The organism is Parviterribacter multiflagellatus, from assembly GCF_056863265.1.
This window is the reverse complement of sequence record NZ_JBXPIZ010000005.1, coordinates 149,534-174,074: the sequence shown is the minus strand read 5'-3', so window position 1 is coordinate 174,074 and position 24,541 is coordinate 149,534. Positions and strand designations below refer to the sequence as shown.

The following is a 24,541-nucleotide window of genomic DNA, read 5'->3' as shown; positions in this document are numbered from 1 at the left end:
CCTCCCCTGGCGAAGGGCGTTGCTCCCGCACGAACGGCCCGTCAGCTCCCGCGGCGGGCCGTTCGTCTGCCCGGCCCCACCCGAAGCGCTCAAGCCCAGGACTGGCCAGCCAGCCAAACACTGTGTCAAGATCCGCGGCGATGCCGCTCGCGCCCCCGCCCCCGGTCACCACGAACCCGCTCACCCGGCTCCTCGACGACCTCCGCGCCGAGCGCCGGGCGACCGTCCCGTTCCCGCCCGGCGACACCCGCCCGGACCTCGTCCGCACCAAGCGGTTCGCCACCAACCCGCTCCCCGTCCTCCTCGACGCGTACGAGCGGTACGGACCGGTCTTCACCCTCCGGCTCTTCCACGGCAACGTCGTGTGGATGCTCGGGCCGGAGGCCAACCACTACGTCCTCGTCTCCCACGCCGACAACTTCCGCTGGCGCGACGGCCACTTCAGCGACCTGATCCCGCTCCTCGGCGACGGCCTGCTCACCATCGACGGCGAGTTCCACCGCCGCAGCCGCAAGGCGATGCTCCCGATGTTCCACCGCGACAAGATCGCGGCCTCGGTCACGACCATCGTCGAGGAGGGCACCAGGGCGGTCGACGCCCTCCCGGCGAGCGGCACCATCGACCTCTACGACTGGACCCGCCGCGTCGCCCTGCGCATCGCGATGCGCGCGCTCTTCGGCCTCGACCCCGACGCGGCGAGCCGCCAGCTCGACGCCGCGCACGCGTTCGAGGAGGGGCTCGGGTTCTACTCGAAGGACTACTTCCTGCAGGTCATGCGCGGCCCGGGCACCCCGTTCGCGCGCATGCAGAAGGCGCGCCGGCAGCTGGACCAGCTGATCTTCGACGAGATCCGCACCCGCCGCGCGAGCGACGACGACAGCCGGACCGACCTCCTCTCCCTCCTGCTCGACGCGCGCGACGAGGACGGCGGCCAGCTCGACGACCAGCACATCCGCGACGAGGTCATGACGCTCCTCTTCGCCGGCCACGACACGACGACGTCGACGGTCACGTTCCTCATGTACGAGCTCGACCGCAACCCGGACGTGCGCGCGTGGCTGGTGGAGGAGGTCGACGAGGTCCTCGGACCGGACGGAGAGCTCGAGCGCGAGCACCTCACCGGCACCGCGCTCCCGCGCCTGGAGATGGCGCTCGACGAGACGCTGCGCAAGTACCCGCCCGCGTGGGTCGGCCCGCGCTCGCCCGCCAGGCCGTACACGTTCGCGGGCGTCGAGGTCCCCGGCGGCATCCATGTCAACTACTCGTCGTGGGCGAGCCACCACCTGCCCGACGTCTGGCCCGAGCCGTTCGCGTTCCGCCCCGAGCGCTTCACGCCGGAGAACAAGGCGGCCCTGAGGAAGGGCCAGTACGTCCCGTTCGGCGGTGGCTCGCGCACGTGCATCGGGATGCGGTTCGGGCAGGTCGAGATCCGGGCGCTGAGCGCGCTGCTGCTGCGCCGATGGCGGACCGACGTCGAGCCCGGCTACGAGCTGCGCATCCGCCAGATGCCGACGATCGGCCCGCGCGACGGCCTGCCCGTGCGCCTCGGCCGGCGGTAGGACCGCGAGCCGATCGGTGCGGCGCGCATGCGTTGCACCGGAAAAGGGGAGAGCGGCGCCGTGCCGCGCGCCGCCGCCCCAGACGCCACCCCCGCCCGCCTGACGCTGCCGCCGCTCGCGTGGGTGGGACTGACGCTGTTCGCGCTCGTGATGGTGGGAAGCCTGCTGACGCAGATCGTCCTGCTCGAGGACCAGCGCACCACGGTCGACCGCCAGCTCGCCGTGGCGGCGAAGCAGCTCGACGAGCTCCAGCCGCTGCTGCGCGACGTCCAGCCGCTGGTCGAGGACACGCGCGAGGCGCTGCCGGCAGCCCGGCGGCTCACCCGCGAGACGCTCCCGCTCGTCGAGGCCGCCCAGCCACTGGTGACGGAGCTCGACCGCGCCCGCGCCCCCGAGCAGCTCCAGGCCGCCGGTGCGATGGCCCGCGCCTTCCTCGCCGCCGACGCGCCCGAGGCCCTCAGCCGGGTCGCGCCGCTGGCCACCGACGTCGCGCGCCTCACCGACGAGCTGCTCACCGAGCAGCGCCTGCGCCGTGTCCTCGTGCGCAGCGCCGCGACGTTCGGGGAGGTGCGCGCGCTCCACACCGTCCCGAAGATCACCGAGGCGGCGGAGCTGGCGCCCGAGCAGCTGCGCACGCTGAAGGAGAGCCTGGCCGTGCAGCGCGAGACGCTCGCGCTCGTCCGCGAGGGCGTCATCGGCGTCAACGAGCTGCGTCAGCTCGCCCGCGAGACCCTCACGCAGACGCGGCGAGCCGCCAACTCGGCCGAGAACCTCGATCGCAAGCTCGGTGGATCACTGCCCGTGCGCGGCAGCGGGTAAGGCCCCGGTCATGACCATCGCGATCGTCGCAGCCTTCTGTGTCGTCCTCCTCGTCCTCGCGTTCCTCCTGCCGCGCATGTCGCGGCACGCCGAGCGCGCGGGCAAGGCGCCGATGCACATGGGATCCCGCGGCGCGCACAAGGCGCCAGGGATCGGCCGGTGGCTCGCCAAGCCGTTCGAGTCGGCGAGCAAGATGATGGGCCGCAGCGGGTCGGCCGGCCGCAAGGGTCGTGCCAAGATGCCGCTCTGACCGCGCGCGCCCGTTCCACCCTCTTCCTCGTCGCGGCGGTGCTTGCGGGCACCGCCGCCGGCGAGTCCCACGCCGCGACGCTGGGGGAGTGGGAGCCGGACGTGGCCGCCGCGCGCGCGTACGCGCAGACGCGCCCGGGGAACGTCACGTTCGCCGTGCGCACCGAAGGCCGCTTCTGGGGCCGCCACACCCAGCGCGCGGTGCCGGCCGCCAGCACGCTGAAGGTGATGCTCGCCGCCGCGTACCTGCGCCAGCCGTCGGTCCGCGGCCGCGCGCTGACCGCCCGCGACCGCGCGCTGCTGAGCCCGATGATCCGCCGCAGCGACAACGCGACCGCGACGACGATCTTCCAACGCGTCGGGACAACCGGGCTCCGGGCCGTCGCGCGCGCCGCCGGCATGCAGCGCTTCACCCCCGCGACGCCGATCTGGGGCAACAGCCAGGTCACCGCGCGCGATCTCAGCCGCCTGATGCTGCGCCTCGACAGCGTCGTCCCGGCAAGACATCGCGCGTACGTGCGGACGCTGCTGCGGACGATCACCCCGTCGCAGCGGTGGGGGATCGGGCGGACCACGCCGGACGGCTGGCGCCTGCACTTCAAGGGCGGATGGGGGAGCGGGACCGGCGCCGTCGACCACCAGGCGATCCTCCTCACGCGCGGGGAGCTGCGCGTGGCGATCGCGATCACGACCACCGGCAACGGCTCGCACGCCGCCGGCAAGCAGACGCTGGAGGGCGTCGCGCGCCGGCTCGTGAGGGGGTTGGCGGAGGTCAGCTGACGCGCGGGTCCTCGTGGAGCAGCCGCCGCTCCACCGGCCAGCTCGTCACGCCGTGCACGACGATCGAGGCGATCACGACCACGGCGACGACCCAGAACAGCCGCGTCGCCTCGTCCGCCGCCAGCGCCCCGCTCGCCAGGGCGACCGACACGTAGTAGAGCGAGCCGATCCCGCGCACGCCGAACCACGCGACGAACGCGCGCTCCCGCCCCGTCCTCACCCGTGAGCCCACGAGCGACAGCAGCACCGACGCCGGCCGGATCACGAGCAGCAGCAGCGGCACGAGCAGCCACCCGCTCACCCCCGGCTCGCCCAACCCCTCGAGCGTCACCATCGAGCCGAGCAGCAGGATCAGCGCCAGCTCGCCGAACTTCTCCAGCAGCTCCACCCCGTCGTGCACGCGCCGGTTGACCTCGTGGTCGCGCTCGTAGCGCCGGAACCCGAGCCCGCCCGCGAACGCCGCGAGGAACCCGTAGGCGCCCGCGATCTCCGCGAACCCGTAGAGCAGCAGCACGCAGGCCAGGGCGAGCCAGCCGTCGAGCTCGGTCGCCAGGAAGCGCCGGTCGCGCAGCCGGACCGCCAGCCACGCCAGCGCGAACCCGCCCGCGCCGCCGATCGCGAAGCCCGCCGCGATGCCGTACACGACGTCGCCGAGCAGCCACGACGGCCACCACTCGTCACCGCGCCCCTCGACGATCAGGAGCCCGAGCAGCACGAACGGGAACGCGAGCCCGTCGTTGCCGCCCGCCTCGGCCGTGACCGCGAACCGCGGCTCCGGCTCGTCGCCGGAGTCCTCTCCCGGCGGCCCGATGCCCAGGTCGCCCGCCAGCACCGGATCGGTCGGCGCGAGGATCGCCCCGAGCAGCAGCGCGCCGCCGACCCCGAGACCCATCGCGAGCCCGCCCCACAGCGCGATGGCGAGGATCGTCAGCGGCATCGCGATCAGCAGCAGCCGGTGCACCGTCGTCCACTCGGACGCGCGCAGCGGCCGCTCCACCTTCAGCCCCGCGGAGAAGAGCGCGACGATCACCGCGACCTCCGCGAGGTGCTCGAGCAGCGACGCGTCCTCGATCGGGTGCAGCCAGTCGACGTCGGCGAGGCCGATGACGAGCGCGGCCAGGAGGCCGAGCCCGAGGTAGATGACGCTCGCCGAGAACGCGCGCTCGTGCTGGTGCGAGAGCGCGGCGATCGCGACGAACACCGCCACGCCGACGAAGGCGATCGTCAGCGCGAAGGGCTCCCCGAACGAGAAGCCGGGACCGGCGGCGAGGGGCAAGAGCACCAGGCCCCTCTGCCCACGCAGGCCCGGCCGCTAAGCGTGGGCCGTCACACGCTCCTTCGCCGTCACCGTCGTCACCGGCAGCCCGAGGCCCGCCACCTTCCGCGGCAGGTCGAGGTGCAGCCACTTCGACACCCGCGCCGGGAGCGTCGAGATGATCACCTCGTCGTACCGTCCGGTGTTGACGGCATCCTCGATGGCGGCTAGCGGGTCGGAGCTCCCGATCAGCCCCTCCACCGGCCCGCTCGCCGCCTCTTCGAGCAGCGGGAGCGAGAGCTCGAGCGTCAGGTTCGCCTCCTCGTCGGAGACGTCCTCGGGGTCCGCCAGCCGGGCGATGCCGTGCACCGGCTTGGGGACGAGCAGCGTGAAGGCCACCGCGCCGGCCGCGGCACGCTCCCGCACCGCGTCCAGCAGGGCCGGCGTCGCCGCTGTGCGATGCGCGACGACGAGCACTCGTGCTGTCTGTGACATGACCCGCCCGACGCTAGTGCGCGCCCGCGCCCGGGGTCAAGGCCCCTTCCTCGTCGGCCGTCAACCGCTGGGCGATCCAGATCGGGATGAACGAGAGCAGGATCACGAACACCGCCACGACGTTCACGATCGGCAGCTGGTTGGGGCGCGAGAGGTTGCTGAGGATCCAGATCGGCAGCGTCTGCTCGGGCCCCGCGGTGAACGTCGTGACGATCACCTCGTCGAAGGACAGCGCGAACGCGAGCAGGGCGCCGGCGAGCAGGGCGCTGCGCAGCGCCGGGAAGGTCACCCAGCGGAACGTCTGCCAGCCGGTCGCGCCGAGGTCGGCCGACGCCTCCTCCAGCGAGACGCTCGTCCGCCGCAGGCGCGCGACCGCGTTGTTGTAGACGACCACGATGCAGAAGGTCGCGTGGCCGACGACCACCGTGAAGAGCCCGAGCCCGATGCCGAACGGCTCCAGGAACTCGCGGAACGTCGCGTTGAGCGCCATGCCGGTGACGATGCCCGGCAGGGCGATCGGGAGGATGACGAGGAACGAGATCGTGTCGCGCCCGAAGAAGTCGTACCGCGCGACCGCCATCGCGGCGAGCGTCCCGAGCACGAGCGCGATCGCCGTCGCGCCGAGGCCCGCCTTCACCGACGTCCACAGCGCGTCGCGCGCGCCCGGGTTGTGGATCGCGCGGTCGAACCACTCGAGCGTGAAGCCGGGGATCGGCCACGTCTGGATGCGCGACTCGTTGAACGCGTAGACGATGACGACGATCAGCGGGACGTAGATGAACGCCAGCGTGAGCAGCGTCCCGATCCGCAGCAGGATGCGTGCGCGGCGGCTCAGCTGCATCAGAGGTTCTCGAAGGCGCCCAGCCGCCGCGCGACCAGGAGGTAGACGATCATCACCACGACCGGCACCGTCGCGAACGCCGCGGCGAGCGGCAGGTTGTTCGCGACGCCGACGTTGGCGTAGACGACGTTCCCGATGAACTGCGTCGAGGAGACGAGCTGCGGCGTGATGTAGTCGCCGATCGTCAGCGAGAACGTGAAGATCGAGCCGGCCACCACCGCCGGGAACGCGAGCGGCAGGATCACGCGGCGGAACGTGTGGAAGGCGCCGGCGCCCAGGTCGCTCGACGCGTCGAGCAGCGAGCGCGGGATGCGCTCCAGCCCCGCGTAGATCGGCAGCACCATGAACGGCAGCCACAGGTACGTGAAGACCAGCCACGTCGCCGTGTTGCCGTAGCCCGGGCCGCTCACCCCGAACGGCTCCAGCGCCCAGTTGAGGATGCCCTCCTCGGAGAGCATCGTGCGCCACGCGTAGACCTTCACGAGGTAGCTCGACCACAGCGGCATCAGCACCGCGACGATCAGCAGCCCGCGCACGCGCGGCGACGCGACCTTGGCCATGTAGAACGCGATCGGGAACGCGAGGATCGCGTCGGTGACCGTCACCGCGGCGGCGATCCCCACCGTCCGCAGCACGATCGTCCGGTAGACCTCGCCCTCGGCGATCGTCTCGAAGTTCTGCGTGCCGTAGTCGCGGACGACCTCGGAGGTGAACGGGTCGAGCGCCCAGAACGCCGCGACGAACAGCACCGCGAGCGAGCCGAGGTACGCGACGACGAGCCAGCCGACCGGCCCCGCCAGCAGCAGCGAGAGCCGCAGGCGGGGCCGGCGATGCAGGGTGGTGGCGAGCGAGGCCATCCGTGGCTCCGGCCCGCGACGTCAGCCCTTGACTTCCGTCCAGGCGGCGACCCACTCGGAGTAGTCCTTGCAGACCGCGCCGCGATCGTCACCGCAGTTCTTGGTCGGCGTCGTCCAGAACGCGACCTGGTCGAAGTACGCCTCGTCCTCGGCGTGGAACGTCTCGCAGTGGTCCTTCGCCGCGGTCTCCGCGCACGCCTTGCTGTTGGCGGGCGCCTCCCCGAACCACTCGGCCGCCTGGGCGTTCACCTTCGGGCTGATGATGTGGTCCATCCACATGTACATGCAGTTCGGGTGCTTGGCCTTGGCCGCGATCATCCAGGTGTCCGACCAGCCGGTCGAGCCCTCCTTGGGCAGCGTCGTCTTGATCTTCGCCTTGCCGTCGGCCTCGAGCAGGTTCGCGATCACCTGCCACGTCGTCCCGACGACCGAGTCGCCGTTGTTGAACGCCGCCTGCTGCTTGGTGTAGTCCGACCAGTACTCGCCGATGATCCCGCGCTGCTGCTTGAGCAGGTCGATCGCGGCGGTGAACTGCTTGTCGTCGAGCGCGTACGGGTTCTCGATGCCCAGCTCGGGCTTCGTCGCCTTCAGGTAGAGCGCCGCGTCGGCGATGTAGATCGGCGAGTCGTAGGCGGTGACCTTGCCCTTGTACGGCGAGGCCGTGTCCCAGACGACGCTCCAGGAGTCCGGGTCCTCCTTCACCACCTCGGTGTTCCACATGAGCAGGTTCGCCCCACGCCCGTGCGGCACGCCGTACATCTGGCCGTCGACCGAGTTGTGCGGCTTGTCCTTCAGGCCCTCGAAGACGTCCGCGTAGTTGGGGACGAGGTCGGTGTTGACCGGGGCCACGTCGCCGCCCGCGATGAGGCGGAGCGTCGCGTCGCCGGACGCCGACACGCCGTCGTACTGGCCGGTGCGCATCAGCGTCACCATCTCGTCGGACGTGTTGCCGAGCTTCACGTTGACCTGGCAGCCGGTCTCCTGCTCGAAGCCCGACACCCAGTCGACCTTCGGGTCCGTCGAGCCGTCCTCGACGTAGCCCGCCCAGGCGATCAGGTTGAGCTCGCCCTCGCCGTCGCCGACCGCGGTGGCCGGCTTCAGGCCCTCAGGCGGCTTGACGAGCGCGGTCGACGCGCCGGCGGCCTCACCCGCCGCGGCGCCGTCGCCGCCCTCGTCGTCGTCTCCGCAGCCGACGGCGCCGAGCGCCAAGGCCGCGGTCAGCGCGCACACGGCGCCGATGAACCGATGGTCCTTCACGTGCCCTCCTCCTCCTGTGCTGCGATGGACGACGCCTGCTCCGTGCGCCAGCCCACCATCACCGTCCGGCCGCGCATCTCGAGCGCGTGGGACGAGGTCGTCTCGAGGTTCTGCCGGACGACCTGCAGCCGCTCGCCGCCGGCCAGCTCCACGAGGTACTTCGTGACCATCCCGGCGTAGGCGGTGTCGACGACCGTGCCGCGCTCGACGTGCCAGCCGGGCTCCTCCGGGACCCGCGCACCTCCCTCGTCGAGGAGGTGGACCTTCTCGGGCCGCACGGTGAACCGGCGGCCGTCGCGCTCGAGGACGTTCGACGTGCCGACGAAGCCGGCCACGAACGCGTCCGCGGGATGCTCGTAGACCTCGGACGGCGCGCCCACCTGGACGATCCGGCCCTGGTCGAAGACCGCGAGGCGGTCGCTCATCGTGAGCGCCTCCTCCTGGTCGTGCGTCACGTAGACGAACGTGATGCCGACCTCCATCTGGATGCGCTTCAGCTCGACCTGCATCTCCTGGCGCAGCTTCAGGTCGAGCGCGCCGAGGGGCTCGTCGAGCAGGAGCACGGTCGGGCGGTTGACGATCGCGCGGGCGAGCGCGACGCGCTGGCGCTGGCCGCCGCTCAGCTGGCCGGGCTTGCGGTCGCCGTAGCCGGTCAGGCGGACCATCTCGAGCGCCTCCTGGGCCCGGCGGCGCCGCTCGGGCTTCGGCGTCTTCCTCACCCGCAGGCCGTACTCGACGTTGGCCTGCACGGTCATGTGCGGGAACAGCGCGTAGTCCTGGAAGACCGTGTTGACGTCCCGCAGGAACGGCGGCAGGTCCGCGACGTCCTTGCCCGCGAGCAGCACCTGGCCGGCGTCGGGGAGCTCGAACCCTGCGATGAGGCGCAGCGTCGTCGTCTTGCCCGAGCCCGACGGGCCGAGGAACGTGAAGAACTCGCCGCGGCGGATCGTGAGGTCGATCCCGTCCACGGCGACGACGTCGCCGTAGCGCTTGGTCAGCCCGCGCAGGGCGATGTCGTCCGCCGCGGGGCCGCCCGCGGTCTCGCCGGCAGCGTCCGTCGCCTTCGCCGTCGAAGCCATGTGCGAATCGACGCTAATGCAGCCGGAGGCCGCGAAGCCACCTGCCGCAGCGTCCAACAGTTACGGCGCGAGTTGTCCGCTTCGGCCTACGAGGACCAGAGCGTGAGCGCCGCGGTCCACGTGAAGTTGCGTGTCCCGAGGCCGACGCCGGTGTCGCCGTCGCAGTACTCGCGCTCGCCGGCCTCCTGCGCCGCGTGGATCATCCGCGCACGCAGGGTGGCGGCGGCCTCCTCGCGCCCGTGACGCTCGAGTCCGAGCGCGCACAGCCACGTCATCGACGCCCAGACCGGCCCGCGCCAGTACGAGTCCGGGCGGTAGGCGTCGAGGTCGGACTTCGGCCACGAGCGCACGCCGGTCGGCGCGGCCAGCTCGTCGGGGTCGTCGATCGTGCGGCGGGCCAGCTCGTCGACCGCGCGCTCGGGCAGGCGGGCGCGGAGGAGGTTGAGCGCGGCGCCGGAGCCGTACGGGCCGACCGCCTCGCCGTCGACGAGATCGACCGTCGGCGCGATGCCGTCGGCGTTCGCGCGGTGCTGCAGGGCGCGCTCGACCTTCTCGGCCTGCGCGTACGACAGCTCCGCCACGCGCGTCTCGCCGAGCTGCTCGGCGACGTGCGCGAGGTCGGCGCAGGCGGCCGCGAGGATGCTGGAGATGCCCGGGTCGAGGACGCGGAACGGGCCGTAGCGGGCGAGGCCGCGCTGCGGGCTGTGCGCCTTGCCGATCGCGCGGACGAGCCAGGCGTAGCGGGCGTAGTCCTTGTGCGACGGGCGGTGGTCGATGCCGACCCAACGGGTGTCCTGCCGGAGCGCGGCGACGTCCAGCTCGGGGAGCCGGTTCATCGCGCGGTCCCAGTCGGGCGCGTTGTCGCGGCCGGACTCCCAGGGGTGGATGACGGCGGGCTCGCCGAGCCGGTCGGGGTCGCGGTCGTGCAGCCACCACGCGTGCCAGCGCTCCAGCGGCGCCAGCAGCGCGCGCGCCGCCTCCTCGTCGGGCACGCGCTCGAAGAGGAGCCGCAGGCAGGTCGCGGCGACCGGCGGCTGGGAGATCGCGCTGATACGGCGGCCGTCGTGCGACTCGCGCGCGGGCCACCAGTCGGCGGACGGGAAGTAGTACTGCGGCTGCGGGGAGAACGCGATGTGCGGGATGCAGCCGTCGCGGCCCTGCGCGCCGGTGAGGGAGCGCAGCTCGCGATAGGCGCGGGCGGGGTCGAGCACGGCCCAGCCCAGGGCAGCGAACGCGCTGTCCCAGTTCCACTGGTGCGGGTAGAGGCCGTCCCCGGTCGGTCGCGTGTACCCCGGTGAGTCGACCCAGTTCTGCTCCAGGACCTCGCGAGCGCTCTCGAGGGCGGCCGTCGAGAGCGAGGCCATCGCCGCGGGATTCTGCACGAGTCGGGCCGGCGAGGTCGCCATGCCTCGTTAAGTCGGCCGGCTCAGGCGGTTCCGTACTCGACCTGGCGCGCGTGCAGGAAGGCCCGCCACGTCGCGAGGACGTCGCGGTGCTCGCCGTCCGGCCCCGGCAGGTAGGGGACGAAGCCGGACATCGTCTCCGGGTAGTCGAACGCGGCGTAGACCTGCTCGACGTCGCGCAGCGGATCGGCGCGCTCGGCGCGGTGCTCGTAGAGCCACGCGAGGACGAGGAAGAGCCACTTGTCGCGGATCAGCTCGAAGAGCTGCTCGGGCTCCTTGCGGGCGAGCCGCTCGAGCTTCGCGCGCGGGTGGTCCTTGCCGCGTGCGAACGCCTTGAGGTCGATCACGCGCGCGCCCTTCGAGCGCCGGCGCTGCGTCGCCATCGCCGCCGTCAGCGCGTGCCGGTCGATGAAGCCCGCGTCGTAGCCGAACGCGAGCTCCCGCCACGTGAGCGTGCCGGCGTGGGCTTCGATGAAGTCGAGCGGTATCCGTGCGGTGAGCTGCACCCTGCCGGCCCCTCCCCATGGGCCGCGCCGGATACTGACCGGTGAAGCTGGCGCGCGCGCCGGTTACGCCGCGTTTTGGAGGAAGTCCTCGTGCTGGCGCGTCGCCGCGGCCCACAGGCGCTGCAGCCGGGGCGCGTCGAGCGTGACGCCGAAGACCGCCCGCAGCGTCGTGTCGAGGTCGTCCGCGTCGGCGAGAAGGCGCTTCTCCTTGCCCGCCGGTCCGACGACCGTGAGCGTCCGCGCGCGCAGGCTCGTGATCGTGGTGTCGCCGGGGCGCTGGACGACGAGCGTCTTGACGAAGCTCGACTCGGGGTCGGTCGCCAGGCGCGCGTGGTGCGGGTCGAAGTCGGTCAGCACGCTGGTGGTGCGCTGCATGACGAAGCCGGTGAACGAGCACCACTCGTGGCTCGCCACCCACCACGCGTCCGCGCGCTCCTCCACCTGCCAGGCGAACGGGTCGCCGTAGGTCCCGGGGGCGAGCGGGACGGGATCGAGCGACCCCTCCCCGAGCCCCGCGTCGGCGATGTCGCGGCTGCCGTCCGGGTGCGTGACGACGAGCGCCATGTGGTTCGTCGGGCCGGGCGGGTCGACGCGTGCCTGGTGCATCGCGACGTCGAACCCGAGGCGGGCGAGCAGCGCGTGCAGGACGCAGTTGACCTCGAAGCAGTAGCCGCCGCGGCCGGAGAGGATGCGATGGGCGAGCTGCTGGGGGTCGAGCTTCTCCGTCTCCCCGAGCTGCACCGCGAGCGCCTCGTACGGCACGGTCTCCAGGTACGCGCGATGGACCGCCAGCAGCCCCTCGCGCGTCGGCGGCGGGGGTGCGGTCGGGTCGAGCCCGATGTGGCGCAGGAGCTTGGCCGTCGTGGCGTCGTCCACGACGGCCATTCTCGCACCGGCGCGCCGGCCGGGTCAGCGGCGCGTCTTCGCGGCCGCCTTCTTGGTCGAGCGCTTGGCCTTCGCGCACACGGTCACGCGCTTCTTGCCCTTCTTGCGGACGACGCAGCGCTTGGCGGCCTTGCGCTTCGCGGCCTTCTTCTTCGCGGCCTGCTTCGCCGCGGGCCGGGTGCTCGCGGCCGTGGTCGTCGCCGCGGCGGGCGGCGCGGCGCCGACGGCCGCGGGCGCCGGCTGCGGCGTCGGCGGGGTGACGGGGACCTGCAGGCCACCATCGGCGGGCGGCTCGCCCTCACCGTCGCCGTCGCCTGGGCGGTCCTTCGCGCGCGGGATCGGCGTGTCGCGGTCTGCGGCGATCTTCGCGCCGGTCAGCGGCTCGTCGTAGAAGCGCACCTCGTCGACGATGCCCTGGAACGCCTCGCCGTCCCACTGCGAGCCGCCGATGCGGAGCGGACCGGTCGCGATCGGCGCCGCGGGAGCCGCCGCGCTGACGACCTGCGCGCCGTTGACGTACAGCCGCTGGTTCGTGCCGTCGACCACGTACGCGATGTGGCTCCACTGCCCCAGCGGCAGCACGGCCGAGCTCGGCGCGCTCATCCAGACCTCGCCGCCGACCGAGGTCGGGGTCGGATCGACGTGACCGAACGGCGCACTCCCTGTGGTGTTGTTGGTCGTGTAGGTCTGCCAGGCGACCTCGCCGAGCGCCTGATCGCGCTGGAAGAGCGACTGGTACGGCGTCGCCACACGCGGCTTGACCCACGCGGAGGCCGTGAAGGTCGCGGCGTCGAGCGAGTCCGAGTCGTTCACCACGACCTGGCCCTCGCCCTCGATGCGGATGCCCTTGCCGAAGCGGCCCTCGGTGGTCCACTTCGCGGTGCCGTAGAGGTAGCCGGGGTTCCCGTAGGTCGACGAGTCGTTCGCGACGCCGCCGGCGCCGTCCTCCAGCGAGAGCGCCATCGCGGGCTCGGGCTCCACGCCGCCGATCGGCGTGCCGACGCGCGTGTCGCGGTCGCGCCCGATCTCCTCGACCGACAGCGCGCGGCCGTACACGCGGACCTCGTCGATGAGCCCTTCGAAGCGTGCGACCACTGGTTGAGCGGGAGCGGCGAGGTGCCCCAGGCGGCGTCCCACCGCGCCTGCGCGATCACCGAGCTGTTGTCCCAGTCCGTGCTGCTCCACAGCCCGTACGCGATGCCGTCGCTGCCGAAGTCGTCGGCACGCCGCGTGAGCACCGCCTTCCACGCGTTGCCGCGCGACGGCCGGACCCACGCCGAGATCGTGATGTGCTCGAGGTCGAACTCGGACGCGTTCGGGACGAGGACCTGGTCGTCCCCGCCGAACTGCAGCGCACCGCCGTGCCGCCCGACCTCGCTCCACTGCGCGCCTGTGACCGCCCCGTCGTTGTCGTACGGCGAGCTGTCGCGTGGGACCGACCCCTGCCCCTCGTCGAACCCGAACGCGAGCAGCGGCGCGCCCAAGTCGCGTGGGCGTCACCCACGGCAACCCCACCGACGACCGCCACGGCCACCGCCGTCGAGGTCAGCAGGCGTCGTGCCCGCGATCCCAGCGCATCCAGCATCGTTCCTCCGTCCTCTCTCCTTGTGCCACCGGCGTGTCCGTCAAGCGCGCCGGTCGGTTGTTCTCAGGCTCGTCCTACTCGCTGGCTTCGCACGTCCAGGGAGTCGCATACGCCCTATCGCCACCGGCTCGCCGTACGCGTCCGGCGAACGCGGCCGATCGAGCCAGCCCATCCGGGAGCCGGTGGGTTTCCGCCTTCATCCACAGCGCGCTCGTACCGAACGATGCGGGTATCAGGCTGCCACGACCCGGACGCCAGGAACAGCACCGGAGCCCACGGGTCTCCGCGCAGCTTCATGAGCTCTGGGACACCGTCGGCGACCCCGAGCAGCAGTGCGTCCACCGTCACGTTCGGAACGCCGCCGCTCGAGCTCACCACGTAACCATCCCCGTGCTTTGGACCTGCCCTTCCACGATCGGAATGAACTCCGCGGCATCGACGCCAGCGCGCCGCTCTTCCGTGAAGTCGACGAACAGCATCCACCCATGGTCGAGCGCCATCGAAAGTCCGTCGTCACCGATGCTGACGCTTTCGACCGTGTGCCCGATGAGTTCGCACAGCGCGTCTCGCGAGCCCGGTTCAGGGAACCTCACGCCGACGTCAGGTCCCGTCACGCGCGGATCGGAATACAGCCGAAGGACCGGCCCGTCGAACCACAGCTCGACGTAGTCGCGCACGAACGCCACGGCCGCCAGCTCCCACCCGGGCAGATCGTCGGGGTGTCGCGCGGTCGTCACCATCCCTCGTGCGCCCACGGGTTCTTCTTGCTGATGGTCCGCCCCGTGTACGGATCGACCTTCTGGTCGCTCGCATTTCCGTAGCTGAGACGCCGCTTGTGGCCCTTGCCTTCATCCATGATCCGGACCCTAGTTACGCGCTCGTCCAGGCCATGTCCGCCGCTCCCGCCGCTGTAGATCATCCCAGTCCCTGACGCCGGTGGCGTCGGACCTGACGCTCCCCTGGGCACGACGATTGCGGGACCGCTCTCCGGAGCGATGAAGTCCGGGGCGCGCGGGCAGGCACCGGCGTTGTGGACGAGGACCGGTTCCGCGCCCGCGTAGTACGTGTGCGCGGTGCCGACGGTCATGTTGTAGACCCGGGCACCAGCGCTGCTGTACCGCTCCACCGCCGCGACGCGGGCCCAGGAGCCATCCGCGCGGAGCACGGCATCGCCGGGGTGCACGTTCAGGGCTCGTCTGAGTTCCCAGGAGCTCGTCCTGCTCCGCGGACCGGGTGCTCGCGGCCGCGGTCGTCGCCGCGGCGGGCGGCGCGGCGCCGACGGCCGCGGGCGCCGGCAGCGGCGTCGGCGGGGTGACCGGGACCTGCAGGCCACCATCGGCGGGCGGCTCGCCCTCACCGTCGCCGTCGCCTGGGCGGTCCTTCGCGCGCGGGATCGGCGTGTCGCGGTCTGCGGCGATCTTCGCGCCGCTCAGCGACTCGTCGGAGAAGCGCACCTCGTCGACGATGCCCTGCAACGCCTCGCCGTCCCATTGCGAGCCGCCGATGCGCTCATCCAGACCTCGCCGCCGACCGAGGTCGGGGTCGGATCGACGTGACCGAAGGGCGCACTCGCTGTGGTGCTATTGGTCGTGTAGGTCTGCCAGGCGACCTCGCCGAGCGCCTGATCGCGCCGCAGGAGCGACTGGTACGGCGTTGCCACACGCGGCTTGACCCACGCGGAGGCCGTGATGGTCGCGGCGTCGAGCGAGTCCGGGGCGTTCACCACGACCTGGCCCCGCGCTCGATGCGGATGGCCTTGCCGAAGCGGCCCTCGGTGGTCCATTTTCGCGGTGCCGTAGAGGTGCCGTTGACGTAGATCCGCCAGAACGTGCCGTCGTGCGTCGCGGCGACGTGGGACCACTGGTTGAGCGGGAGCGGCGAGCCGCCCCACGCCGCGTCCCAGCGCGCCTGCGCGATGACCGAGCTGTTCGCCCAGTCGGTGCTGCTCCACAGCCCGTACGCGATGCCGTCGCTGCCGTAGTCGTCGGCGCGCCGCGTGAGCACCGCCTTCCACGCGTTGCCGCGCGACGGCCGGACCCACGCCGAGATCGTGATGTGCTCGAGCTCGAACTCGGACGCGTTCGGGACGACGACCTGGTCGTCCGCGCCGAACTGCAGCGCACCACCGTGCCGCCCGACCTGCTCCACTGCGCGCCGGTGCGTGTCGTACGGCGAGTGTCGCGTGCGACCGACCCCTGCCCCTCGTCGAACCCGAACGCGAGCAGCGGCGCGCCTAAGTCGCGTGGGCGTCACCCACGGCAACCCCACCGACAACCGCCACGGCCACCGCCGTGGAGGTCAGCAGGCGTCATGCCCGCGATCCCAGCGCATCCAGCATCGTTCCTCCGTCCTCTCTCCTTGGGCCACCGGCGCGTCCGTCAAGCGCGCCGGGATCCCTCGTCCCGATCTCCACCACCGTGCAGCGCGTACCACCGGTCGCCCTCGCGAATCCACGAAAAGACGTCGACCGACAACCCCGTTCCATCGCGAAAGGCCTGTCGTACGGCCGCGTGCGGCACTCCGCCCTCCCCCCACAAGGTGTAGCCCTGCTCCGGCAGGAGATACGGGAACTCGACCATCAGCCGGCCGACAGGACTTCTCAGGAGGATCACCTTCGTCGGCGAAGCCGTCGTGCCTGGTGGCTCGTCCTCCCACACCAACCCGAGCCGCTCGACGACGTCAGCGAGGTCACTCAGGACCGCCGCCTCCTCCATCGAGACCTCGAGCCGAGGCCATTGCGCCTGCGGCACCTGCACGAGACCGACGGAACTCATTGGCACTTGCTGACGTTGATCGGAACGCATGCCCAGTCGACCCCGTCAATGGTACGTTCGGTCACGCCGGGGTGCTTCGAGGGTCGCCACTCGACCTGGCCCCGACCCGGAGGGCCGAAGTCGCGCGGCGGGACGTCGGTGGTGAACTCAACGCCGTGCCGGTTCGCCGGTGATCCTTGAGCGGAGAGCACTCGTTAAGCGCCGTGTTCGAGCGCCGTCACGAGTTGGCGCGTTTCCGCTCTGACTGCGAACGAGAACGGGCGATGATCCTGGGAGTCAGCGGCGGCTCGTCACCGCCGCAGCTTCGGCCGAAGCAGGACATGGAGGCCGGAGCCGGGCCGAACTATTCCTCCGTCCCGCTCCGGTCTCCGCTCTTGCGCGCCCGCGCGCGCGGAGGCGCCTGACGGAAGCGAGGACCGCGGGGCGATGGGCGGCCCCGGGCTCGAACCGGGGACCTCACGCTTGTAAGGCGTGCGCTCTGACCAGCTGAGCTAGCCGCCCTTCGGCCGGTCAGGCTACTGCTCGGCCGCGCACGTGCTTGGATCAGGCGCATGGGCAAGCTGGGTGGTGAGGCGTCGATCGAGCTCGACGCGCCGATCGCGGACGTGTGGGCGGTGGTCGAGGCGGTCGAGCGCTCGCCCGAGTGGCAGGACGGGCTCGAGGCGGTCGACGTGCTGGCGCGCGACGGGGACGGGCGCGTGGTGCGCGCGGAGACCGTCAGCGACGCGAAGGTGCGGACGATCCGCTCGACGATGGCGTTCACCTACGACGCGCCGCGGCGGGTCGCGTGGCGGCAGGAGAAGGGCGACCTCAAGTCGGTCGACGGGTCGTGGGAGCTGACCGACCTCGGCGGCGGCCGCACGCGTGCCGTCTACCGGATGGAGGGCGACCCGGGGCGGATGCTCGGGATGCTCATCCGCGGGCCGGTGGAGGAGCGGCTGACGGAGATCCTCGTCGCCGGCCGCCCGCGCGAGCTGGCGGCGCGGCTCGGCGTCGCGGCCGGCTGATGGACCTCGGGCTGGCCGGCCGGCGGGCGCTCGTCACGGGCGCGTCGCGCGGGCTCGGGCGGGGGATCGCGGAGGAGCTGCTGGCCGAGGGCGCGCAGGTGGCGATCTCGTCGCGCGCCCCCGGCGACACCGCCGCGGAGCTGGGCGTCCCGGGCTTCGCGCACTCGTCCGACGACGTCGACGGCGCGGCCGGGCTGGTCGCGGACGTCGAGCGGGCGCTCGGCGGCCCGCTCGATGTGCTCGTCGTCAACACCGGCGGCCCGCCCACGAACCCCGACCCGCTCGGCTTCGCGCGCGACGACTGGGAGGCCGCGTACCGCGCGCTCGTCCTCCACCCGATGGCGCTCGTCGAGGCGGTGCTGCCCGGGATGCGGGAGCGCGGCTGGGGTCGCGTCGTGAACGTCGTCTCGACCGCCGTCCGCGAGCCGATCCCCAACCTCATGCTCTCCCAGACGCACCGCGCAGCGACGCTCGCGGCGTGGAAGACGCTGGCGAGCGAGGTCGCCGCGGACGGCGTCACGGTCAACTCCGTCCTGCCCGGCCGCATCGCGACCGATCGCCTCGCCACCACCCACGGCTCGCTCGAAGTCGCGGAGACGAAGGCGCGCACCGAGGTCCCCGCGGCCCGCCTCGGCACGATCCCCGAGCTCGCCGCCGCAGCCACCTTCCTCTGCTCCGCGCGCGCGAGCTACGTCACGGGCGTCGCGCTGCTGGTCGACGGCGGGCTCACCCGGTCGATCTGAAGTACCCCCAGCGGGGCTCGAACCCGCGATCTCCGCCTTGAAAGGGCGGCGTCCTAACCACTAGACCATGGGGGCCTGTGACCACCAAGCTTAGGTGGTGCGCTGCCGTCCGCCACGCATGCGAACATGTGTTCGTGTCCAAACCGGTCGAGCGAGCAGAGGCCCGGCGCCTCCGGCAGGAGGAAGGTGAGTCCGTCAGGACGATCGCCCGGCGGCTCGGCGTCTCGGTCTCGTCGGTGTCCGCGTGGGTCCGCGACGTTCCGCTCTCCGGCGAGCAGGCCGCCGCCCTTCGCGCACGCGATCCGCGCTACGACGGCAGGGCGCGCGGCGCGGCGAGCACTGCAGCGCGTGCACGTGCGGCGCGCGAGCGGTGGCAGGCGGAAGGCCGCGCCCGCGCGGAGGCCGGCGACGACCCGTTGTTCCTCACCGGGTGCATGCTCCACTGGGCGGAGGGCGCGAAGCGCCGCAACGCCGTCGTGTTCTCGAACAGCGACGTGGAGATGATGCGGCTGTTCGCGCGGTTCCTCCGCGAGTGCTTCGAGGCGTCCGACGAGCAGCTCGCGTTCTCCGTGAACTGCTTCCTCGGGAACGGGCTGGAGCTGGACGAGATCGAGCGGTTCTGGCTCGACGCTCTCGCGCTGCCGCCGTCGTGCCTGCGGGCGGCCACCGTCAACCGCCCGTCGGCGGCGTCACGTCGCAAGGGGCGCGTGCTGCTCCACGGGACGGGGCGGCTCGTGCTGCACTCGACCGCCGCCGCCCAGACGATCTACGGCGCCGTCCAGGCGTACGGCGGGTTCGAGCGGCCGGAGTGGCTGGACTAGGACCGGTGGAGCGCGGTGCCCGTGTCGGCGTCGAAGAGGTGGAGCTTGGCCGGGTCGAGCCAGAGGCGGGCGGTGGCGCCTGCCGTGGCGCGGCTCTCCGCGCTGAGGCGCGCGACGACCTGCGCACCGCCCGGGACCTCGGTCGTGCCCGCGTCGGCGGCGAGCTCGCGCAGCTCGTCGGTCTCCGCGACCTCCGCGGCGGCGAAGTACGCGTAGAGCTCGGAGCCGACGGACTCGACGAGGTCGATCCGCGTCTCGAAGACGTGGCCGGGGCGGTCGCCGGCGAGGGCGGCGTCCTCGAACGCCTCGGGACGCAGGCCCGCGATCACGCGACCCGACGACGCACCGTCCGGGACGCCGGCCGGGAGCGCGACCTCGCCGAAGGGCAGCCGCACGCCGTCGGACGTCAGCGCAGCGGGGAAGAAGTTCATCGCGGGGGACCCGATGAAGCCGGCGACGAACAGGTTGGCCGGGCGCGCGTAGAGCGTCTGCGGCGTGTCGACCTGCTGCAGCACCCCGCCGCGCATGACCGCCACGCGGTCGCCGAGCGTCATCGCCTCCGTCTGGTCGTGCGTGACGTAGACCGTCGTCGTCCCGAGCTGCTGCTGGAGCCGCGCGACCTGCGTGCGCATCTGGACGCGGAGCTTGGCGTCGAGGTTCGACAGCGGCTCGTCCATCAGGAAGGCCTTCGGCTGGCGCACGATCGCGCGGCCCATCGCCACGCGCTGGCGCTGACCGCCCGAGAGGTTCGCGGGCTTGCGGTCCAGGTGCTCGGAGAGGTCGAGCACGCGCGCCGCGTCGACGACCCGGCGCTCCACCTCGCCCTTGTCGACCTTCGCGAGCTTCAGCGCGAAGCCCATGTTCTCCCGCACGGTCATGTGCGGGTAGAGCGCGTACGACTGGAAGACCATCGCGATGTCGCGGTCCTTCGGCGCCCGGTCGTTGACCACCTCGCCGCCGATGACGAGCTCACCGTCGGTGATGTCCTCGAGCCCGGCGATCATCCGCAGGGTCGTCGACTTGCCGCAGCCGGACGGCCCGACGAGGATCATGAACTCGCCGTCGGCGATGTCGAGGTCGAGCGCCTTGACCGCCTCCGAGCCGTCGGCGTAGCGCTTGGACACGCCCCGCAGGTCGATGCCGCTCATGCTGGTGCTGCTCCTTTCCCGGGCCGGAGCACGACCGGCCCGAACAGGCCGGTGGCGCGCTGGCCGCCGAACACGAAGTGCGTCGGGCTGACCGCGTCGAGGTACGGCGCGAGGGTCCCGAGCACGAGGATCTCGATCTCGTTGGCGCCCGCCCGCAGCGCGTCGCCCGCGGCGACGACGTAGGGCGAGCAGACGCGGACGCCGAGCGGGCGCCCGTTGACGGTGACCTCGGCCGTCCCGCGGACGCGCCCGAGGTCGAGCACCGCGCCGGCCGGCGGCGGGCCGTCGAGCGTCAGCGTCGTGCGGTAGCGGACGCCGCCGCTGTACTCGGCGAGGCCCTGCTCCTCCCAGTCGCCGAGCCCGACCGGGCCGGCGCCGACGGTGAAGCGGAGCGGGCCGGCGAGCGCCGCGCCGCCCTCGAAGCCGGGCGCGGTGGCAAGCCGCAGCGTCGCGGCGCGCGGTGGGCTGCCGGGCGGCAGGTCGGCCGGGAGCGGGAGCGCGCGGCCATCGTCGAGCACGAGCGCCGCGTCGCCGTGCGCGTCCGCCTCCACCCGCGTCGTTCCCGGCGGGAGGTCGAGCGGGAGCGCGACGGTGCCCGCGGTCGTGTCCGGGCGCGCGAGCACGACCGGCACGACCGTCCCGTCGTCGACCCCGTCGAGCCACGTCGCGCCTGGCAGCGGGTGCGGCCGCGGGGGGAGGTGGAGCGCGGCCGGGTCGCCGTCCTGGCGGCGGCGCACGACGCACGGCCCGCCGTCGGCGCGCCACTCCGGGCCGGACGCGACGAGCCCGTCCACGAGCACCGCGCCGCCCTCGACCTCGATGGCGACGGTGTTGGCGCCGGGCCGCAGGAGCGCGCGGACGTCGTAGCGCCGCACGCGCGACCAGCCCTGCACCTCGTACGGCTCGAACCCGCCCTGCCGCCCGGCCTCGACGCCGTTGACGCGCACGACCGCGCGGGCCGCCGCGGCGACCTGCAGCGCGGCGTCCTCGGGGACCTCGTCGAGCGCGACGATTGTCGAGAGCGTCGTGCCGCCGCCGATCCACTCGGGCCGCAGGAAGCGCGCGGGGTCGCGGACGACCGCCACGTAGCCGCGCAGCGTCAGCGCCTCGTCGGGCGTCAGGTCGATGTCCAGCAGGTGCGGGCCGGCGCCCAGCGCGACCGGTGCGAGCGCGAGGTAGCCGCGGTCGTCGAGCGCGACGTCCGCGCCGTCGAGCCGGACGCGCTTGGCCGCCGGCGCGCCGACGGCGAGGTGGAGCCCGGGGGCGCCGGCCGCGTCCGCCGGCAGCCGCAGCGCGGTGCGGACGGTGACGGTGGCGCCCGCCGCGACGTCGCCGAGGTCGAACAGCTCCTCGGGCACGCGGCCCTTGGGGCCGAGCGTCGGGCGGTGGATCGGGTCCTTGTGGATGCCGCGCGTGGTGGAGAACGCGAGCGGCCGCCACGCCTCCTCCCCCGCCGCCCGCCACTCGGCGTGGACGCCGAACGTCGCGTGCTCGCCGCCGACCGCCCACCGTTCGACGTCCGCGCGCGGGCCGCCGAAGTCGCCCCAGGCGTCGTCGAGCGTCGGGACGAGCTCGGCCGTCCACGTGGTCCCGAGGTCGACGGGCGTGAAGGGTTCCGCGGGCGGGGCGCCCGCGGCCGCGGGCGGAGGCGGCGAGGCCCCGACAGCGTCCGGGATCACGAGCAGCGCCGCCGGCCCGTCGTCGAACGGCACGACGACCTCGACGCCGTCCTCCACCGGCTCGCATGCCAGCGCGACCGGCTCCCCGTCGAACGCGCCCACGCGCAGCACCGGCCCGTCGACGTCCCGGATGCGCACCCGCATCTCGCGCGCGTACCGCGCCGGGTCGAAGTCGCACGTCACGTCGAGCCACCCGAGGTCCGCCCCGCGCTCGTCGGGCGCGCCGACCGCGACGTCGCTCGCGCGCGGGAAGGTCGCGGTGAGGAAGACGAGCAGCGCCCCGTCGACCGACCGCACGAGCGGCGGCACCGGCGCGGTGACCCGCGGGCGCACGCCCGCGAGGGCGGCGGCGAGGTCGGTGACCGGCGCACCGAGGCGCGCGCGCAGCGCAGCCACCGCGGCATCCGCGTCCGCGTCACCCACGCCGCGCTCCGGCAACGCACCCACGCAGACGACCTCGCCGCCCGCATCGAGCAGCTCCACCAGCCGCCGCGCGGTCGCGCCCTCGAGCACCGTGCACGCCGGCAGCACGACCGCGCGGTACGCCTCGCCCGCGACCCGCAGCCGGCCGTCGTCGCCCACCACCGCCCGCGCGGCCGAGTCGTCGTCGAGCACGTCCGCGTCCAGCCCGAGCTCGTCGAGCGTCCCCGGGACGGTGTGGAACCAGGCCATGTCCCCGGTCAGCTCGACGTACGTGTCCTGCGCGCGGCGCGCCGCGTCGTCCACGCCGTCCAGCGACGTGCCGGCCTGCGCCGTCGCCGTCGGGAAGAGCACCGCGACGTCGCACACGTGGTCGCCCAGCGACAGCGCCGCGCACAGCCGCGCGACGGCCTCGGCGAACACGCGATGGTGGCGCCAGTACGGCTGCCGCCAGTCGGTCGACGGCGGCGCCCACTCCCACCAGCCCTGCTTCGTCGTCGCGTAGACCGCGTGCGGGTCGTACAACGTCGCGCCCGCGCGCAGCCACGGCAGGAGCCAGTCGAAGGTCTCCTCGAGCGTCCCGCCCCAGCCGCTGGAGTGGAACGCCTCGATCCACACGCGCTCGCGCCCGTAGAGGTGCGCGAGCGAGCTGTGCAGCCGCGCGTCGCCGTGGTGGTCCGAGCCCGGCGCCGAGAACCAGCGGTGCGTCCGCGCGTAGTCCGCGTAGAGCCGCACGCCGTCGACCGGCCTCCCGCCGCGCGCGGGGTCCTGCTGGTCGCAGCCGACGAGCAGCCCGTGGCGCTCGTGCCACTCCGCGAGCGGGCGGAAGAACGCGTCCTCGGCCAGCGCCGCGCGCAGCGCGTGGTAGTCGCGGCGCACGCGCCACGCATCCGGTCCGCCGTCGTCGTCGCCCCACAGCGCCAGCACGCGCTCGACGAGCGAGTAGCCGTACCGCTCCGCGAACAGCTCCTCGAACCCCGTCGCCCACGTCGGCAGCGCCGGCAGCTCGTCCTGGAACGACCCCGCGATCACGCCGCCCAGCCGCGATCCCAGCCGCCGCGCGAACTCCCCGTGCACGCCGTCCAGCAGCGCCGCGCACGCGGCACCCGAGAGGTAGTCGAACCCCCACGGCTGGTGGAACACGCGCCACCCGCCGGTCACCGCCAGCTCCACCGCACCGGAAGGCAGCGCATCACCGAGACGCACGCGCCCGAGCCGCCGCCCCGCGAACGCCGGCGACGCATCGACCAGCCGCGCCTGCAGGTCGGCCCCGCTGAACCCGAGCTGGTCGTAGAACCACAGCCGCGCGCCCAGCTCCTCGGCGTCGTCGCACACCCCCTCCAGCAGCTCCCACCACGCCTCGCTCAGGAACGCCGGGTCGTCCGCGTCAGAGCCGAACAGCGGCCCGGAGGGCGCGAGGTTGAGCACGACGAGGTTCGGCACGCCGCCCTCGACCAGCCGCTCCAGCTGCCACCGCAGCCGCGCGCGCGTGAGCGACTCCCCGCTCCACCACCAGATGGCCGTGGGCAGGAAGTCCCGCGGCGGCGCGTCGAGCGCCGCCGCGAGCTCCGGGGGAAGCCCGTTCATCCCTTCAGCCCGGAGGCGAAGCCGCGGATGACGAACCGCTGGAGGATCAGGAAGAGCACGATGATCGGCAGTGCGCCGAGCACCAGGCCCGCGAACACGAGCCCGTAGTCCGAGACGTACTGGCCGACGAACGCGAACACGCGCACCGGCACGGTCTCGCTCCCCGAGCCGCCCAGGTACAGCAGCGGCGTGAAGAAGTCGTTCCAGATGAACACGGCGTTGAGGATCAGCACCGTGCCCGTCACCGGCCGCAGCAGCGGGAAGACCACCTTCGTGAACGCCTGGAAGTGGTTCGCCCCGTCGATCTGCGCCGCGTCCGCGTAGTCGCCGGGCAGCGCGCGGATGAAGCCGGTGTAGAGGAAGACCGTGAACGGCAGCTGGATGCCGGTGTAGAAGACGATGATCGCCTCGTAGCCGCCGAGCAGCCCCGCGTCGCTGACGAGCTTGTACAGCGGGATCATCCCCAGCTGGAACGGCAGCACGATGCCGAGCAGGAACAGGACGTACAGCCCGTAGCTGAGCTTCGTCGCCCGCCGCGCCAGGTAGTACGCCGCCACCGACCCGATCGCGATCAGCAGCAGCACGCTGACCGTCGTGATGATCGTCGAGTTGACCAGCGCCGCACCGAGCGACGCGGACTGCCACGCGTCCGAGAAGTTCCCCAGCGTCGGCGGGTCGGGCAGCGACAGCGGAGCGTTCGCGATCTGCTCGCCGTCCTTGAGCGACAGCGTCACGAGCGCGTAGACGGGGAACAGGAAGCCGATCGCCGCGGCGATCATCACCAGCTCGAGC

General features: G+C 72.9%; 24 protein-coding genes, 2 tRNA genes and 1 pseudogene. 7 read left to right on the top strand and 20 right to left on the bottom strand.

The annotated features are described in order from the left end of the window. The first annotated feature begins 140 nt into the window (after positions 1 to 140). The 4 genes from AC1UE5_RS12415 to AC1UE5_RS12400 are packed head-to-tail and all read left to right on the top strand — an operon-like array spanning position 141 to position 3,407. Positions 141 to 1,559 (top strand): cytochrome P450, encoded by a 1,419-nt coding sequence (locus AC1UE5_RS12415; protein ID WP_482923696.1) that lies wholly within the window; start codon positions 141 to 143, stop codon positions 1,557 to 1,559. A gap of 60 nt (positions 1,560 to 1,619) precedes the next feature. After that, positions 1,620 to 2,378, top strand: a complete 759-nt coding sequence (locus AC1UE5_RS12410; protein ID WP_482923694.1) for a hypothetical protein — start codon at positions 1,620 to 1,622, stop codon at positions 2,376 to 2,378. A gap of 10 nt (positions 2,379 to 2,388) precedes the next feature. After that, positions 2,389 to 2,628 carry a DUF6411 family protein gene (locus tag AC1UE5_RS12405; protein WP_482923691.1) on the top strand — a complete coding sequence of 80 codons (240 nt, stop codon included), beginning with the start codon at positions 2,389 to 2,391 and terminating at the stop codon, positions 2,626 to 2,628. A 38-nt stretch (positions 2,629 to 2,666) separates the two neighbouring features. Then, complete coding sequence (locus AC1UE5_RS12400) at positions 2,667 to 3,407, top strand: serine hydrolase (RefSeq protein ID WP_482923688.1); 741 nt, start codon at positions 2,667 to 2,669, stop codon at positions 3,405 to 3,407. Here AC1UE5_RS12400 and AC1UE5_RS12395 read toward each other — a convergent pair. From AC1UE5_RS12395 to AC1UE5_RS12320, 16 genes and pseudogenes are all read right to left on the bottom strand, one after another. After that, positions 3,400 to 4,689, bottom strand: a complete 1,290-nt coding sequence (locus AC1UE5_RS12395; RefSeq protein ID WP_482923686.1) for a cation:proton antiporter domain-containing protein — start codon at positions 4,687 to 4,689, stop codon at positions 3,400 to 3,402. The genes AC1UE5_RS12400 and AC1UE5_RS12395 overlap by 8 nt on opposite strands. A 30-nt stretch (positions 4,690 to 4,719) precedes the next feature. After that, on the bottom strand, positions 4,720 to 5,157 hold the full coding sequence (locus tag AC1UE5_RS12390; protein ID WP_482923684.1) for a hypothetical protein: 438 nt from the start codon (positions 5,155 to 5,157) through the stop codon (positions 4,720 to 4,722). Between the two features lie 13 nt (positions 5,158 to 5,170). Next, positions 5,171 to 5,998 (bottom strand): ABC transporter permease, encoded by an 828-nt coding sequence (locus AC1UE5_RS12385; protein WP_482923682.1) that lies wholly within the window; start codon positions 5,996 to 5,998, stop codon positions 5,171 to 5,173. Continuing rightward, positions 5,998 to 6,855 carry an ABC transporter permease gene (locus AC1UE5_RS12380; protein WP_482923679.1) on the bottom strand — a complete coding sequence of 286 codons (858 nt, stop codon included), beginning with the start codon at positions 6,853 to 6,855 and terminating at the stop codon, positions 5,998 to 6,000. Before AC1UE5_RS12380 ends, AC1UE5_RS12385 begins: the two co-directional genes overlap by 1 nt. 21 nt (positions 6,856 to 6,876) lie before the next feature. After that, a complete protein-coding gene (locus AC1UE5_RS12375) occupies positions 6,877 to 8,112 on the bottom strand; it encodes an ABC transporter substrate-binding protein (RefSeq protein WP_482923677.1) in 1,236 nt (411 codons plus the stop codon). Then, the gene (locus AC1UE5_RS12370; RefSeq protein WP_482923675.1) at positions 8,109 to 9,191 is read right to left on the bottom strand and encodes an ABC transporter ATP-binding protein; all 1,083 of its coding nucleotides are present in this window, start codon (positions 9,189 to 9,191) and stop codon (positions 8,109 to 8,111) included. Before AC1UE5_RS12370 ends, AC1UE5_RS12375 begins: the two co-directional genes overlap by 4 nt. Before the next feature lie 86 nt (positions 9,192 to 9,277). Continuing rightward, a complete protein-coding gene (locus AC1UE5_RS12365; protein ID WP_482923672.1) occupies positions 9,278 to 10,555 on the bottom strand; it encodes an MGH1-like glycoside hydrolase domain-containing protein in 1,278 nt (425 codons plus the stop codon). Between the two features lie 62 nt (positions 10,556 to 10,617). Beyond that, complete coding sequence (locus tag AC1UE5_RS12360; protein WP_482923669.1) at positions 10,618 to 11,100, bottom strand: DUF2247 family protein; 483 nt, start codon at positions 11,098 to 11,100, stop codon at positions 10,618 to 10,620. Positions 11,101 to 11,163: 63 nt separating this feature from the next. Continuing rightward, complete coding sequence (locus tag AC1UE5_RS12355) at positions 11,164 to 11,976, bottom strand: arylamine N-acetyltransferase family protein (RefSeq protein WP_482923667.1); 813 nt, start codon at positions 11,974 to 11,976, stop codon at positions 11,164 to 11,166. A gap of 33 nt (positions 11,977 to 12,009) precedes the next feature. After that, complete coding sequence (locus tag AC1UE5_RS12350) at positions 12,010 to 13,080, bottom strand: LamG domain-containing protein (protein ID WP_482923665.1); 1,071 nt, start codon at positions 13,078 to 13,080, stop codon at positions 12,010 to 12,012. A gap of 50 nt (positions 13,081 to 13,130) precedes the next feature. Then, positions 13,131 to 13,469, bottom strand: a pseudogene (locus AC1UE5_RS12345) (LamG-like jellyroll fold domain-containing protein); the annotation flags it as partial. Between the two features lie 472 nt (positions 13,470 to 13,941). Further along, entirely contained in the window at positions 13,942 to 14,256 is a 315-nt protein-coding gene (locus tag AC1UE5_RS12340) for a hypothetical protein (RefSeq protein ID WP_482923663.1), read from the bottom strand. A gap of 47 nt (positions 14,257 to 14,303) precedes the next feature. Then, positions 14,304 to 14,753, bottom strand: coding sequence for a hypothetical protein (locus tag AC1UE5_RS12335; RefSeq protein ID WP_482923661.1), 450 nt, complete (start codon positions 14,751 to 14,753; stop codon positions 14,304 to 14,306). 536 nt (positions 14,754 to 15,289) lie between these two features. Beyond that, positions 15,290 to 15,718 carry a LamG domain-containing protein gene (locus tag AC1UE5_RS12330; RefSeq protein WP_482923659.1) on the bottom strand — a complete coding sequence of 143 codons (429 nt, stop codon included), beginning with the start codon at positions 15,716 to 15,718 and terminating at the stop codon, positions 15,290 to 15,292. 230 nt (positions 15,719 to 15,948) lie between these two features. Next, a complete protein-coding gene (locus AC1UE5_RS12325; protein ID WP_482923657.1) occupies positions 15,949 to 16,326 on the bottom strand; it encodes a hypothetical protein in 378 nt (125 codons plus the stop codon). Positions 16,327 to 16,771: 445 nt separating this feature from the next. Then, a tRNA-Val gene (locus AC1UE5_RS12320) sits at positions 16,772 to 16,845 on the bottom strand. A 50-nt stretch (positions 16,846 to 16,895) separates the two neighbouring features. On the opposite strand from AC1UE5_RS12320, the gene AC1UE5_RS12315 reads away from it, so the two are divergent. Continuing rightward, positions 16,896 to 17,351 carry a type II toxin-antitoxin system RatA family toxin gene (locus AC1UE5_RS12315; protein ID WP_482923655.1) on the top strand — a complete coding sequence of 152 codons (456 nt, stop codon included), beginning with the start codon at positions 16,896 to 16,898 and terminating at the stop codon, positions 17,349 to 17,351. After that, positions 17,351 to 18,094 (top strand): SDR family oxidoreductase, encoded by a 744-nt coding sequence (locus AC1UE5_RS12310; protein WP_482923653.1) that lies wholly within the window; start codon positions 17,351 to 17,353, stop codon positions 18,092 to 18,094. Before AC1UE5_RS12315 ends, AC1UE5_RS12310 begins: the two co-directional genes overlap by 1 nt. 2 nt (positions 18,095 to 18,096) lie before the next feature. Here AC1UE5_RS12310 and AC1UE5_RS12305 read toward each other — a convergent pair. Then, positions 18,097 to 18,169 (bottom strand) — tRNA-Glu (locus AC1UE5_RS12305). A 59-nt stretch (positions 18,170 to 18,228) separates the two neighbouring features. Between AC1UE5_RS12305 and AC1UE5_RS12300 the strand changes: the two genes are divergently transcribed. Next, entirely contained in the window at positions 18,229 to 18,915 is a 687-nt protein-coding gene (locus tag AC1UE5_RS12300; protein WP_482923651.1) for a helix-turn-helix domain-containing protein, read from the top strand. Here AC1UE5_RS12300 and AC1UE5_RS12295 read toward each other — a convergent pair. From AC1UE5_RS12295 to AC1UE5_RS12285, 3 genes are read right to left on the bottom strand one after another with little or no spacing between them, the layout of a single operon-like run. Then, positions 18,912 to 20,063, bottom strand: coding sequence for an ABC transporter ATP-binding protein (locus tag AC1UE5_RS12295; RefSeq protein WP_482923649.1), 1,152 nt, complete (start codon positions 20,061 to 20,063; stop codon positions 18,912 to 18,914). The two genes, AC1UE5_RS12300 and AC1UE5_RS12295, sit on opposite strands and share 4 nt — an antisense overlap. Continuing rightward, positions 20,060 to 23,749 carry a hypothetical protein gene (locus AC1UE5_RS12290; RefSeq protein ID WP_482923647.1) on the bottom strand — a complete coding sequence of 1,230 codons (3,690 nt, stop codon included), beginning with the start codon at positions 23,747 to 23,749 and terminating at the stop codon, positions 20,060 to 20,062. The genes AC1UE5_RS12295 and AC1UE5_RS12290 overlap by 4 nt, the downstream gene beginning before the upstream one ends. After that, positions 23,746 to 24,528: a carbohydrate ABC transporter permease gene (locus AC1UE5_RS12285; protein ID WP_482924239.1), complete on the bottom strand. Its 783-nt coding sequence runs from the start codon at positions 24,526 to 24,528 to the stop codon at positions 23,746 to 23,748. The genes AC1UE5_RS12290 and AC1UE5_RS12285 overlap by 4 nt, the downstream gene beginning before the upstream one ends. Positions 24,529 to 24,541: the final 13 nt, after the last annotated feature.